We start from the raw sequence: 14010 nt of genomic DNA on the forward strand, positions 1-14010 counted from the left end.
ATTATATCAACAGAACGCAATTCTGAATCAATAAGAATGAAGATTCTTTGATGCCACGAATGGTACGCTATCAACAGAACGAAGTCCTAACTAATTTGTTTACATAAAGGGAGATGAACCGCCTTTGCTGCGAATTCCGTTACAAGACGATTGGCAGTTAACGTTTGAGGATTTATCCTGCGGTCCTGGTGCGGCTTACCGGATATTGGGCAAGCAAAAGGATTGGATGCCTGTTGCCACGCTGCCCTGCGATATTCACATGCCGCTCATCGAGCAAGGCCTAATTCAAGACCCGGTGCTCGCCGATTATTGCTTCGCCGCGGAATGGACGGAGAACAAATCGTGGTGGTTCTTGAAGCGGTTCTCCCTCGACGAAGGAATACTTGCTCGGCAGCGCATTATGCTTCATCTGGAATCTCTCGATTCGGAAGCCGACATCTGGATGAATGGCGTTCATCTCGGCCATCATCGCAGTGCTTTCTACCCGTTCCGTTCATCCGTACAATCCCTGCTCCACGTCGGCGAGAACGCGCTGCTAGTGCGCGTCACATCGGGACTTGAGCATGTGTCTGCTCAAGCTATGGTGATGACCGCCGGGACACTCGCGGAAATGGAGAACGAAGCGATTGGCAAGCGCGGCGACGATCGGCGCGCGAACGTGCGCAAGCCGCAGTTCGTCTATGGCTGGGACTGGGGGCCGCGAATTGCTACGACGGGCATCACCGGCAGCGCTTGGCTGGAAGCGGACAGCCTCGTTTGTATTCGCAGCGTCAGCGCGGTGACACTGTCCGCATCAGGAGCGTGTGGGGAGGCGGGAGCGAGTGCGACGGCCAGAGCGAGTGCGACGGTGGGAGCGAGTGCGAAGCTTCGCTTTGAAGTAGAGGCGGAGCAGCTTCATCCCTTTAAGACGCGGGAAGCGGCACTCTCTTTGCAGCTGCTTCACCCGAACGGCAGCATTAGTGCCGAAGTGAACGAGCAAGTCTGTCTTCGTTCCGGCATTAACTTCCTTACCTATGAAGTGGAGGTGCATAATGCTGAGCTGTGGTGGCCGAACGGCATGGGAGGTCAGCCGCTCTATGTGGTGCACACTTCACTGGTAAGCGGTGAGGAGCAGTTTGAGTATCCCGATTTTAAGCTGGGTATTCGTACGCTTCGTATTAACACGGATCCGGTGGCTTCAAATTTGTCAGGCGAAGTCGAACCGGAGCGGCAGTTTACCCTTGAGGTGAATGGTGTGCCCGTCTTTTGCAAGGGAGGCAACTGGATACCGGCCGACTCTATTATCGCCAGAGTAAGCGATGAGAAGTATGATGTGTTGATCGCTGAGGCGCGGGATGCCAACTTTAACATGCTGCGCATTTGGGGCGGCGGTATTTATGAGCGGGATATTTTCTATGAGCGATGCGATGCGTACGGTATTCTGGTCTGGCAGGATTTCATGTTCTCCTGCGGGAAGTACCCGGACCATTTGGATTGGTATAAGCACGAGGTCACAAAGGAAATCGATTACCAGACTCGGCGGCTTCGTAATCATGCTTCCCTTGCGCTCTGGTGCGGTAACAACGAGAACCATTGGGGCTTCGATGAATGGTGGAACGGAACTCGGCATCCGGATTTTTATGGTGGGGCCATTATCTATAATGAAATTGCGCCTGCGCTGATTCGCAGCAACTGCCCGCATATTCCTTATTGGAACAGCTCGCCTTATGGCGGTGAGCATCCGAACGGCAATGCTATGGGCGACCGCCATCACTGGCATGACGGTACGATGAACCCGGATATGGAGCGGCGGATTACACCCGAGATCTATGACGAGGTGCAGGCAAAATTTGTTTCAGAGTATGGCTATATTGGGCCATGCCGCTTATCTACGATCGAAACCTATTTCGATGGGCGTCCAATTGATACGAGCAGCCGCATCTGGGGGCTGCATACGAATACTTTCGAGAAGGACACCGTCCGCGCCGGTATCCGCAAGCATTATTCGGACCGTGACGACCTGTCGTTGGATGAATATTTGCTTTATGCCGGGCTTTGTCAAAGCCTCATGTACCAATATTCGCTGGAGTCCATTCGGAGCAAGCCGTTCTGCTCCGGGGCCTTGTTCTGGATGTACAACGATTGCTGGGGCGAGGTCGGCTGGACGATCGTGGACTACTATCTGCGGCGGAAGCTGAGCTACTACGGTGTACGGCGAGCTTTTGCTCCGGTGAAGCTGATCCTGCGTGAAGGGTCATCCGGCCTGGTGGAAGTAACCGCCGTGAACGAAACCGATGAGCCGCTAACGGGGGCACTGGAATGCGGTCTCCTCTCCTTCGATGGGCAGATACGCCAGACCGAGCGGATTGAAGTGGTCATCCCGGCACGCTACCGCGGAGTACTGCATCGCTTCTCGGGTGGGGGTTCTACTGCCGGGGTTGGGGCTGGGGTTGAAGGCAGGGTCGGGGGCGAGGCCGGTATAGAAGCTGGGGTCGGAGCCGAGGCCAAGTCTGGCGCTGAGGCTCTCGGGGCCGGCGGGATGTTCGCGGCTGCAATTCCCGTGGGCGGCCTCTCACAGCGAGTTCAACCGGCAATGCTTCGCCCGGGTGATATTCGCGCACTTGGTCTCCCGCAGGCGGAAATTAGCATCATTTCCACGGACGTTAGTGGGGCTGACCTTCTTGTTACAGTGAAGTCGCAGACCTACGCGCACGCCGTGCATTTTGACTTGGCGGATGATATTCGGCTAAGTGATCATTACTTCGACCTGCTGCCTGGGGAGGTCCGCACCGTCACAATCTATGGCGGCGCCTTGGCAAGAATTAAGTTAGAGGCATTAAAGATTACCTCTATTAAGTAACGGAAGCCCGTCTCAAAGCTCGCGCAGTCGAGGCTTTGAGACGGGCTTGTTTTCGCTTCCGGCGAGTAGTTTCATCGCAGCCGGTGATTCCATCGCTATTAGCGGTATATCCGCTAATAGCGGTCAAAACCTATCATAGTTGACATTGTTAGCGGATATGCCGCTTATCAATGCAACTATTCACCAAAACTCAGCCTTCAGCCGGTGATTTCATCGCCATTAGCGGCATATCCGCTAATGGCTGTCAAAACTAACCGAAATTGCAAGTGTTAGCGGATATGCCGCTTATCAATGCAACTAACTCCCGAAACTCAGCCCACTATCATCATTCCAACTGCAAATGTGGAGTGAGAGTCTCAAATCCGACCTCTCAACGCCGTAACCGCGCCGAAAGGGTGCTGAGAGTGCGAAAATCGAACTCTCAGCAGTCAAACTAACCTAACTACCTCCGGGTGGGAGCGTGAGAGTCTCAAATCCGACCTCTCAACGCCGTAACCGCGCCGAAAGGGTGCTGAGAGTGCGAAAATCGAACTCTCAGCAGTCAAACTAACCTAACTACCTCCGGGTGGGAGCGTGAGAGTCTCAAATTCGAACTCTCAAAGCCGTAACCGCACCGAAATGATGCTGAGAGTACGAAAATCGAACTCTCAGCAGTCAAACTAACCTAAATAGATCCGGGCGTGAGAGTGAGAGTCTCAAATTCGAACTCTCAACGCCGTAACCACGCCGAAATGATGCTGAGAGTACGAAAATCGAACTCTCAGCAGTCAAACTAACCTATCCTGCCGTCATGAATTGAAAATGAGGGTCTAACCCACAGAAAACCGACCCCAACCGGCACTCCATTGCCATTTTCAGCACACGGAACAAACAAAAGGCGTTAGGGGCAACTCCCCTAACGCCTTTTAACCCTTACTCGTTGTCGTCCTCATCCGCGTAATAGGTGCATTTGAACCGCTCCGTGCCAGGGTACTTCTCGCCAAGGCTCTCCACCGTGAATCGGCTGCTGCGATAGAAGTCCACTGCTTCTTCATCTGTCTCGGCCAGCAGCACCGCGGGTTTCTCCAGCTCCAGCAGCTCCAAAATAATCCCTCTGCCGTAGCCTTTGTACCGCTCCGATGGATCCACGGCAATATGGTCGATCACTATCGTATCGCTGCCCGTATGGTGATACCCAATCAGACCAATAATTTCATCCTCCGACACATAGCCAAGCAGCTTAGCCGATGCATCGTCCTTATAGCGCTGCACCGCTCTCTCCAAATGCTCCGGGTCCGGAAATACCGACCAGCCAAGCAGCTCCTGAATCGCTTCTTCGTCCAGCTTTGTTTTGATATCAATCAACATACGAGAATACCGCCTTTACGAGGTTACTTTGTGACCAAGATTATACCACAACCGCAGACGACGGCGCTCCCCACCTACATGCCTCTTGCTTTCACACCTTCACGCTTTCATCCCTCATACCTTACGCATTCGCACTTTCACGCCTTCACGCGCATTCCATCTTCACGTTCAAGCCACCCCATCTGTCACCCGTCTAACCCAACCATCCGCTCAACCATCAGCTTTTCCGCTGCCGCCCAAGCCTCAACCAGCGCATCATACCAAAGCCGCTCGCCCGCCGCTTCGATCGCACCCGTCTTATCCAGCTCCTCAATAACGCCTCGAATGCCCTGCTCCCACTTCACTGTGTAGCGAAAATCCAAGTCGCGCTTCGCTGCCGTATTATCGAACAGGTTATTGTACCGGAAATTCTCCACGCACCACTCCGCCTTCTTGGGCAGCAGCAAGCCCAGAAGATCGGTCGGGATATGAACGATTTGCGGCTCAGGCACACCCAGCGCAGCGGCAACCGTTCTCCAGTAACGGTCGTACGTCATCCATTCCTCACCTGTCACATTGTACGCTTTTCCGAAAGTTGTCTCGTTACCGATGGCCTGCACAAAAGCTCTCGCCACATCATCCCGATGGCAAGCGACCCACAGCGAAGTGCCGTCACCATGAATGACAATCGGGCGTCCTTCACGCAGCCGCTTCATATTGTAATTCCCGTCTGCGATGGAAGGGACAGCTGTCCCGCTTCCGCCATACGTTTGAGCAGGTCGGAAGATCGTAACCGGAAACGTGCCGGGATCATGAGCTTCCAGCAACCTATTTTCGCTCAGCACCTTATTAAACGCATACGGGAACGAAGGCAGCGCCTCACGTTCGCCATCTTCCGTAATCGGATAAGTCTTAGCCTGCTTCGTATACACATCAACCGTGCTGCAATAAATGTATTGTCCGACTCTGCCCTTGAAGGCGCGGATGGCGCTCTCAGCCTCGTCCGCTTGAAACCCAATCATGTCGATGACACAGTCGAACCCTTCCGCTACCGATGCCATCTTTGCTTCAAAAGCTGCAAAATCCCGCCGGTCACCGATAATCGTCCTAACACCAGCAGGTGTCGCTCCCCGCCCCCGATTGAAATGCCAAACCTCTGCATCCCCGCGGTGCAGCAGCTGTTCCGTTATCGCCGTGCTGATCGTCCCCGTTCCACCGATAATGAGCACCTTCATCTGATTGTCTCCTCCTTCATGGCAACGATAAGCACGTCCGTATTCGTTTCTGACATCGGGATCCTGCTGCTCTCACCAGCCGCCGTAACTATGGTTAAAACCGCTGGCAGTATGACATTCCGCCTGTCCAAATCTATCATTTTCACCGAATAACCTTCTGCAGCCAGGTCTAAAGAGAGCTCCACGTCGATGCTGTACGGAACATAAATCACCACTTTACTTAAATCGCGGCTCCCGGCTACGCGGATCTCCGGATAAGGCGTGACGAGCAGATCGTTACGCGGAACAAGCTCGAACATGCCGTACTGCTCGAACAATTCTTTGGCATAGCCGGTATCCCACGCACCTGAGAATCGCAGCGCCACTCGCCAGTCAAACGGTGTTTTGGCAAACGGCTCATTATTGAACGGCGTCCCCTTCCTATGCCAGGACCAGATGCCGTGCGCCCCATAGGTAAAGCCTGCTTTTGCCCCACCTAATACACTCCACCAGAAAGCCCGGCGAACGTCAAACGCACCATATCGGCCGTATTGATTACCAAATCCATGACCCTCATAGCAGGGCTCGGAATTAATAATGGGTCTGCGAATGGTTTTCTCCATGAATTGCTCCGGGCTCGTAACAATCGGACTGCGTTTCCGTCAGGTGGCCGGATTGATAAATGTACAGATCCAAGTCCTCCGATTGCAAAATCGTACCCGGAATGTCGTGCTGATGGGATCCCATATGCATCGCCGTTACTGCCTCAGGGGCGCATCGCTTCAGCGTTTGCAGTGCTTTCTCGTAATACGAGGTCACTTGCTCATTCTCAAACTGCGTATCGCCGCTGATGTAATAGAGCGGGCTGTACCGCGCGAATCGTTTCGCGACATACTCGGTATAGGGCTGAACAGCCTCCCACGGAATCGTGTACTCCGGATGCATGTTATTCACCCCGGTACCGGGAACATAGTTGTGCCAGAGCACGACTAGCACGGGAAGGAAGCCGCGTTCGCAGGCCATCTGCAGCATTTTCTCCGCTTTATCGAAATAAGCCTCATTGCAGCTCATAAAGTCCCAATTCCCATCGGCATCAAAACGAAACGGCAATTCATCAGCAACCGTTTCATGCACGAGCGGCAGCACGCTGATTTGCAAGGCATTAAACCCCTGCAAGCGGCGGTATTCCAAATAGACCTCCCACTCCTCCAGCTTCGCGGCCGAGAATACCCCCCACACTGTATCTGCTAGATAGAAAAATGGCTTCCCGCGGTCAAGGAGGATTTCCTTGTTCTCCGCTACCGTAACTTGTCTCATGATCTCCCTCTCTTCGAGTCCATGTCATGCTTTCTTCTGCACTATACCATGGGTCAAAAAACGCTGTCTATGCAATAAATACAGAATGTATACAATAAAATAATGTTTTTTCCTTGCACCGCGATGAAGCAGGAATGTGGAGCATGTTCCCAGAAAAGGTATAGTCGAGGTTGAGTTCGTATTCGCACAAATGGAGGAATGACAAAGGAAATCAAATCGCTTATCGAGGATATTTTTCATGCCGCTCGTTTAGATGAAGTCGCTCTGCTTCGTGCTATATTGGCCGCTCATCCGGAGTTAGCCAACACCGAGAATGACGACGGCTTAACGCCTCTGGGATTCGCAGCGCATTTCGGAAACCCGGATGCTGTGCAGGCTCTGCTCGATCACGGCGCAGATGTGAACGCTGTCTCCCATTCCAAAGTGTCTTACATTCCTTCGAATACGGCTCTACATGCGGCTATCGCAGGGGAGCGCAACGTGGACGTGATTGGGCTGCTGCTCGCTAATCAAGCTGAGGCTACAATTGTAGACAGCAATGGGCATACAGCTCTCCATACGGCTGCGTTTCATGATGATAACGAAGAGATTATTCGCTTATTGCTGGCACATGGTGCCGACATTCATGCTTTAACCGGAGACGGAGAAAAAGCATCCTTGATCGCAACCAAACAAGGCAACCACCGCGTTGCGGAGCTGCTTCTTGCGAGCGAAGCTGCGGGTTAGCAAACGGTAATGGTTATACGTGCTAACGAAGCCGTGAAAAAATTAAGAAGTTGTCTCGAAAGTGCGCCATGCGCATGTCGAGGCAACTTTTTTTGAAGGTTGGGGGGATAAAAAAAGCAGCTGAACAAGGTCCTCCCCCGTTCAGCCACTTTTGACGCCACTCCCCCTGCTGGAATAGCAGCCAATTTCTATTAAACCGGAACCTGCTGCAGTGCGGCCAGCTCAACCGGCTTGTTGATGTAATACCCTTGAATGCCCCAGCAGCTCATCGCTCTGAGCATCTCATACTGACCTGCGTCCTCCACACCTTCCGCGATAACCTTCAAACGCAAGGCACCGGCCATAACAAGCATGGCGGATAGAACGGACTCGTTCATTTCTTGGATAAAAGAGCGATCAATCTTCAGCGTATCGATAGGCAATAAAGTCAGCATACTCAGCGACGAATACCCGGTGCCGAAGTCATCCAGCGCTATGCTAAAACCGACGGAACGCAGCCGGCTAAGCGTCTGCTTCACGCCTTGGGAATCGCTGATCACGGTGCTCTCCGTCAGCTCCAGCTCGATCGCTTGCGGAGGGACGTTCTCTTGCTCGACGATTTCGATAATACGATCCACAAAATCCGGCTCACTGAGCTGCACGCTCGATATGTTCACGGAAATACGAATGTCTTCTCCGTAGCCCTCCACCAGCAGATGCCAATCCTGGCACGCCTTGCGGAGCACCCAATAGCCAATCGGCACAATAAGGCCGGTCTGTTCCGTGATCGGAATAAACTCTGCAGGCTGCACCATGCCTACATGAGCCCGGTTCCAACGAAGCAGCGCCTCTGCGCCGACCACGCATTCTTGCTGCGGGCTGTAAATCAGCTGATAATGCAGCTCGAATTCCTCCAGCTCGATCGCACTCGACAGCGCAAGCTCGTGGATGAAATTCTCGACATGGTCGTATCGGGAGGTCGCCTCATACACGTGGAAGCTTTTGCGGCCGGCCCCTTTTGCCTTATAGAGCGCAATGTCCGCCTGCTTGAGCAGCGTCTGAATATCTTCATGCCCCTGCCCCAGCGCGATCCCAATGCTGCAGTTCAGCTTGATTTGCTGGCCGTTGATCCGAAAAGGCGCACGGAACAGCTCCATAATCAGCAAGGCCATCGACTCCGGCTGCTCTACATGGGTGCTGGCAGCTACAATAAATTCATCCCCGCCAAGCCGAACCAGCGTATAGTCCGCCACAAATGCCCCGCTTAAACGGGTCGCAACCTCTACAAGTACTGCATCTCCTGCGTCATGGCCGAACGTATCGTTAATATTTTTAAAATAATCGAGGTCCAGCAGGAAGAGCGCTTCGGCGCTCACCATTTTTTCCATCAGATATCTGCGGTTGTACAGCTTCGTACGATCATCGTGGTAAGCATAGTAGAAGAGTAAATTCTCGTAATTCTTGCGTTCGGTAATATCGCGCGTCATGCTGATGACATATTCGACCTCGCCGCTTTCGCCAAAAATAGGCGACAGCATCGACTCCCCGCTCATCGTCCCATTCGGCATCACAACGCCATCCTCGTAGCGAATGTCCCTTCGCTCCGTCACCACTCTGGCATATTTCTTATATAAATATTCAGCCATGGCAGGCTTATTGCGTTCGAAGAATGTCTGCCCTACATCTGACATTGTAATCCCTGTCATACGGGTAGCTGCTTTATTCACGTAATAGTAAGTCAGTTCCATATCATGGGCTTTCATAATAAAGACGCCGTCTGCAATATCATCCAGCATCCGACCAATTTGCAAATGAAACTCGTATGGGTTCAAATCCCTGATCAACTCCTTGTGCGGTACCTCTACGATGTAAGCGATCTCTGTACCCCTATACTTCTGCAATTAGAGACGATTTCCCTGCTCTCCTTGCTCGCTTAGGCCATGAATATTTAATCCCTTTAAAGATAGGAAGGCTTCGCCCTGATTCGTCGTACCATCTCTTGGTGCACTCGACAAGGAGGAAGAAATCAGGCATGCTAGTTACTAAAGTAAATGAGTTAGGATGGAGGAATAGCGAATGGATTTAGGATTTCGAAATCGTACTGTGATCGTGACGGCAGCCAGTAAAGGACTTGGAAAAGCTTCCGCGCTTCAGCTCTCTGAAGAAGGAGCGAACGTGGTGATCTGCGGCAGAAACGCAGACACCATTGAGGCGGCTGCAGCCGATATCCGCTCTGCTACGGGAGGGGAAGTGCTCGCGGTTCGAGCTGATGTTTCCTCGCCTGCAGATATCGAAGCGCTTATAGCCGCTGCTGTGGAGCGGTTCGGACGCGTTGATGGGCTCGTATGCAACGCCGGGGGCCCTCCGGCTGGCACGTTCACCAGCATTGCGGACGAGCAGTGGGAGTCCGCATTCCAGCAGAACGTGATGAGCGTTGTCCGGCTGGTTCGGCATACGCTGCCGCATTTCCCGGCTGAAGGCGGACGGATCGTGTACGTGTCCTCCACGTCGATCAAGCAGCCGATTCCCGGATTAGTGCTCAGCAACTCGCTGCGCCTTGGCGTGCAAGGGCTCATCAAGACGCTTGCGGACGAGCTCGCGCCGCGCAATATTCTCATTAACGCGGCGGCGCCAGGCCGGTTCGCGACCGATCGCGTCCGTTCGCTGGACGAGTCGCGCGCGTCTGCAGCGGGCATTACGTACGAGGCGCAGCGTACGCGGAACGAAAGCGAGGTCGGCGTAGGCCGTTATGGCAATCCGGCGGAATTCGCCCGCTATGTCGCGTTCCTCGCATCGCCGGCGAACAGCTACATGACCGGCCAAGCGTTGATGGTCGACGGCGGGTTGGTTCGCGGACTGTAGGCATAGTAAAGGGACGCCTCAGGGCGTCCCTTTTTTATTGGCTGCCCATTGCTGAGAGTTCCATTCCCGTACTCTCAGCATCATTTCGGCGCGGTTTCGGCGGTGAGAGTTCCATTTTCGAACTCTCACTTCAGCGCACAGAGCCAGTTAGGTTAGTTTGACTGCTGAGAGTTCGATTTCCGTACTCTCAGCTTCATTTCCGCGCGGTTTCGGCGGTGAGAGTTCCATTTTCGAACTCTCACTTCCACACTCGCGGCCCTCAACCATAACCAACATGACCAAGGAACATTTTTCAGGAAAATCTCTTTCCCTCACTTCTTATTCCACGTATCCTTCAGCGGCACGATTCGATTGAACACAAGCGGCCCCTCAAAGCCGCTGTGTTTCCGATCCACACTGAAGTAACCATGGCGGAAGAATTGGAACTTCTCCTCCGCACCGGCGTCTCGAACCGACGGCTCGATCAGCGCGTCCTTGACGATCACGAGTGATTCAGGGTTGATCGCGTCGTCCCAACTACTTTCCTCGCGGGTTGGCGCACTCTCGTCTAGCAGCAGCCTGTCGTACAAATGTACATCGGCCTTCACCGCATGCGCTGCGGAAACCCAATGAATGGTCCCCTTCACCTTGCGTCCGGTGAAACCCGTACCGCTCTTCGTAAGCGGATCGTACGTGCAGCGCAGCTCCCTAATCTCGCCGCTCGCCTTATCCTTGATCACTTCCTCACAGCGGATAAAGTACGCGCCTTTCAGCCGCACTTCACTACCAGGGCTTGACCGGTGATACCCTTTCGGCGGCACTTCCATAAAATCATCCCGCTCGATATAGATCGTCCGCGTGAATGGAACCTCCCGTTTCCCCAAAGCCTCGTTTTCGCTATTGTTATCAACCACCAGCAGTTCTGTCTCCCCCTCAGGATAGTTCGTGATGACCACCTTTAACGGCTGCAACACCGCCATCACGCTCGCCGTCTTGTCCTTCAGCTCTTGTCTGAGACAATGATCCAGCAAGGAGATGTCCACCGTGCTTGTCGTGCGAATACTGCCAATCTCCTCAATAAATCGGCGGATACTCTCCGGCGTAAAGCCCCTTCTTCTTAGGCCGCGAAGCGTAGGCAGCCTCGGATCATCCCAACCGTCTACATAACCACCCGTTACGAGCTGCCTCAGGAATCTTTTGCTCGTCACAACGCCTGTTAAGCTAAGCCGCCCGAATTCCCTTTGACGAGGAGGCTCGTGGATGCCAACCTCCACCAGAACCCACTCGTACAAAGGCCGATGGTCTTTGAATTCAATCGAGCACATGGAATAGGTGATTCCCTCAATGGCATCTTGAATGGGATGGGCAAAATCATACATCGGATAAATGCACCACTCGTTCCCCGTCCGATAATGCTCCGCGTGGATAATCCGATAAATGACGGGGTCCCTCAGATTGAGATTGGGTGATGCCATGTCGATTTTGGCTCGAAGCACCATGGATGAGGCCGGATAGTCGCCATTGCGCATTTTTGCAAAAAGCTCCAAATTCTCCTCCACCGACCGATTCCGATAAGGACTGTTCTTCCCGGGCTCCGTTAATGTTCCGCGATACTCCCTCGTCTCATCCGGGGTTAGCTCGCATACATACGCTTTGCCGCGCTCCATTAACGTGACGGCAGCCTTATAAATTTGTTCCGAGTAATCGGAGCCGTAATAGATGTGCTCGCCCGGATCATAACCGAACCAGCGGATATCCTCTACGATCGCATGAACGTACTCGATATCCTCCTTCAGCGGATTCGTATCGTCGAAACGCAGATGGAAGTTGCCGCCGAACCTTTGCGCCATCGTATAATTCGTGTGGATCGCATAGGCGCTTCCGATATGAAGATAACCATTAGGCTCCGGCGGAAACCGCGTGCACATGGCTCTTCCGAATGGCTTTTGTTCCAGCTCTTCGCTGATCAGCTTATACAGAAAATTTTCGTTATGGTGTTCTTTCTCGTTATCCAAGGTCAACGCCTCCTAATGAAGATATGATCTGACACTCCGATTCGCTGCAAAAACCAAAAAAACTTCACCCCCAAGACATGTTGTCTTGGGGACGAAGTTTATCGATCGCGGTGCCACCCCAGCTTCATTAATATGTCGCCATATTAACCTCTTCAAGTACGCCGCCTGCCGGTGCCGTTGTTCATGCCGATGCAGATGGTTATACTCTAGCTCTGTAACGGGAGCTCCCGTCATGCCATCCCCTTGCGGTTCCGACATGCTGCTCAGAGGCTTGTTTCGCGAAAATGTTCCTTGCTCCTTCTCAGCTGCCGGAGCTCTCTGTACAAGAACGATATTTCCCTACTCTTCTCTTCATCGCGTTTGAATATTGGAAAGATGATAACAGAAAATCTTTATACAGTAAATAGGCGTTCAACTTCAGCTCTCGTTACAGTGTTCCCGATACCACGTTGCCACGATACAGCGATGCAATCCGCGGCGCTCTTCTGGCCACCGCTTCCGCGGAGCAGCTCGCCTGCACGAGTACTGCCGATGCATCGTCTCCGATAGCCGGCCATACCCGCTCTCCTTGTTCATTAAGCGGAAGTACACCGCCCGTAATAAATCCAAGCGCGCGGGTCAGCGAATATTCGTCCGACATGTGGTACACCTCTGCCAGGCGGCCCGCTTTCTCCAAGTTGTCGCCATTGCCAAAAGGCGACCAGTGATCCGTAAGGCTGTCCGTTCCCAGCTCCACCTTCACTCCTTTGCGATGCATCATCGGGATCGGCATAACCAGCCCTCCAATCGGCACCGTAGACGCAACCGAGATCCCCGCTTCCGCAAAACGTTCCGCCAGCTGCTCTGCTTGCGCTGCCGTTCCACTCGCAAAACCGAAGGCATGGCTGACTGTAACGCGTCCCTGCCAGCCGGCATCAATCGTCATCTCGGCAAGTCGATGCATCGTCTCATAGCCTGCCGCCCCTTGCTCATGAAGGTGCATGTCCACGCCGGCGCCGGTTTCGACCGCCAGATCCATCATGGCATGCAGCGATTGCTCCATGTCGCCATCCACGGAAGTAGGGTCCAATCCGCCGACATGAGTAGCTCCCTGCTCGATTGCCTGCTTCACCAAGCCGCGCGAATTCGAACGCAGCAAACCGTGCTGCGGGAACGCAACCAGCTCGTAGCCCAGTTTACCTTCATAGGCGGCAAGTGCATGCCGTGCAACTTCGAGCCCCCTAAGCTCGCTGGTCGGCTCGATATTGACGTGACCTCGCATATGCGTCGATCCGTATCCGAGCAGCAGCTCAATGATTTGCTTCGCCCGATCTACCGCAACCGGAAGCAGCTTCGGGAGCAAGATTTTCTCCTCTTCGATTCGGTCGAAAATACTTCTCGCCGGCTTCACCGCCTGCCAAGGACCCCCGAAATAGGTTTTATCCAAATGGATGTGCGCATCTCTGAATGCAGGAAGCAGCAGCATGCCTTTCGCATCCCGCTTCGGACGCTGATCCTCTGCAGGAATCGCCTCGAACAAGATCGACTCGACTCGGCCATCTACAATTAACACATGGCCAATCGCCGTCTCCGTTCCGGAAACAATCCCATTCTCGCGCTGGAACCCCGTCTCAAGCCGCACATTTTGCAGCCAATAGGTCGTGACATTCATTTTGCATTCTCCAATCTGTCGGTTGGTTTATACATATCCTACTAATTTACCACATTTGAACAGGTTTCGAATCATTGGCGCGCGCGTTAAAAAACCTCCAGC

The 14010-nt window shown here is 53.3% G+C and carries 10 protein-coding genes and 1 other annotated feature; of the genes, 3 read left to right on the plus strand and 7 right to left on the minus strand.

Going from position 1 to position 14010, the window contains the following annotated elements; all coding sequences use genetic code 11:
* Positions 1–124: 124 nt before the first annotated feature.
* Positions 125–2839 carry a glycosyl hydrolase 2 galactose-binding domain-containing protein gene (locus AC6ESO_RS19925; protein ID WP_497092886.1) on the plus strand — a complete coding sequence of 905 codons (2715 nt, stop codon included), beginning with the start codon at positions 125–127 and terminating at the stop codon, positions 2837–2839.
* Between the two features lie 912 nt (positions 2840–3751).
* Here AC6ESO_RS19925 and AC6ESO_RS19930 read toward each other — a convergent pair.
* The 4 genes from AC6ESO_RS19930 to AC6ESO_RS19945 form a co-directional block, all read right to left on the minus strand.
* Entirely contained in the window at positions 3752–4186 is a 435-nt protein-coding gene (locus AC6ESO_RS19930) for a GNAT family N-acetyltransferase (protein WP_497092887.1), read from the minus strand.
* Between the two features lie 185 nt (positions 4187–4371).
* The gene (locus tag AC6ESO_RS19935; RefSeq protein ID WP_497092888.1) at positions 4372–5400 is read right to left on the minus strand and encodes an NAD-dependent epimerase/dehydratase family protein; all 1029 of its coding nucleotides are present in this window, start codon (positions 5398–5400) and stop codon (positions 4372–4374) included.
* Positions 5397–6002 (minus strand): apiosidase-like domain-containing protein, encoded by a 606-nt coding sequence (locus AC6ESO_RS19940; protein WP_497092889.1) that lies wholly within the window; start codon positions 6000–6002, stop codon positions 5397–5399. Before AC6ESO_RS19940 ends, AC6ESO_RS19935 begins: the two co-directional genes overlap by 4 nt.
* Complete coding sequence (locus AC6ESO_RS19945) at positions 5971–6696, minus strand: apiosidase-like domain-containing protein (RefSeq protein ID WP_497092890.1); 726 nt, start codon at positions 6694–6696, stop codon at positions 5971–5973. The genes AC6ESO_RS19940 and AC6ESO_RS19945 overlap by 32 nt, the downstream gene beginning before the upstream one ends.
* Before the next feature lie 198 nt (positions 6697–6894).
* Here AC6ESO_RS19945 and AC6ESO_RS19950 point away from each other — a divergent pair, with 198 nt between their 5' ends.
* The gene (locus AC6ESO_RS19950) at positions 6895–7422 is read left to right on the plus strand and encodes an ankyrin repeat domain-containing protein (RefSeq protein WP_497092891.1); all 528 of its coding nucleotides are present in this window, start codon (positions 6895–6897) and stop codon (positions 7420–7422) included.
* Between the two features lie 191 nt (positions 7423–7613).
* Here the strand turns inward: AC6ESO_RS19950 and AC6ESO_RS19955 are convergent, their stop codons facing one another.
* Positions 7614–9302 (minus strand): putative bifunctional diguanylate cyclase/phosphodiesterase, encoded by a 1689-nt coding sequence (locus tag AC6ESO_RS19955; RefSeq protein WP_497092892.1) that lies wholly within the window; start codon positions 9300–9302, stop codon positions 7614–7616.
* A gap of 175 nt (positions 9303–9477) precedes the next feature.
* Between AC6ESO_RS19955 and AC6ESO_RS19960 the strand changes: the two genes are divergently transcribed.
* Complete coding sequence (locus tag AC6ESO_RS19960; RefSeq protein ID WP_497092893.1) at positions 9478–10263, plus strand: SDR family oxidoreductase; 786 nt, start codon at positions 9478–9480, stop codon at positions 10261–10263.
* Between the two features lie 311 nt (positions 10264–10574).
* On the opposite strand, the gene AC6ESO_RS19965 is transcribed toward AC6ESO_RS19960, so the two are convergent.
* Positions 10575–12257, minus strand: a complete 1683-nt coding sequence (locus AC6ESO_RS19965; RefSeq protein WP_497092894.1) for a glutamine--tRNA ligase/YqeY domain fusion protein — start codon at positions 12255–12257, stop codon at positions 10575–10577.
* A gap of 84 nt (positions 12258–12341) precedes the next feature.
* Positions 12342–12621, minus strand: a binding site (T-box leader).
* Positions 12622–12684: 63 nt separating this feature from the next.
* Complete coding sequence (locus AC6ESO_RS19970) at positions 12685–13908, minus strand: amidohydrolase (RefSeq protein WP_497092895.1); 1224 nt, start codon at positions 13906–13908, stop codon at positions 12685–12687.
* Positions 13909–14010 lie beyond the last annotated feature (102 nt).

The sequence above is a fragment of the Paenibacillus rhizoryzae genome (assembly GCF_059686995.1).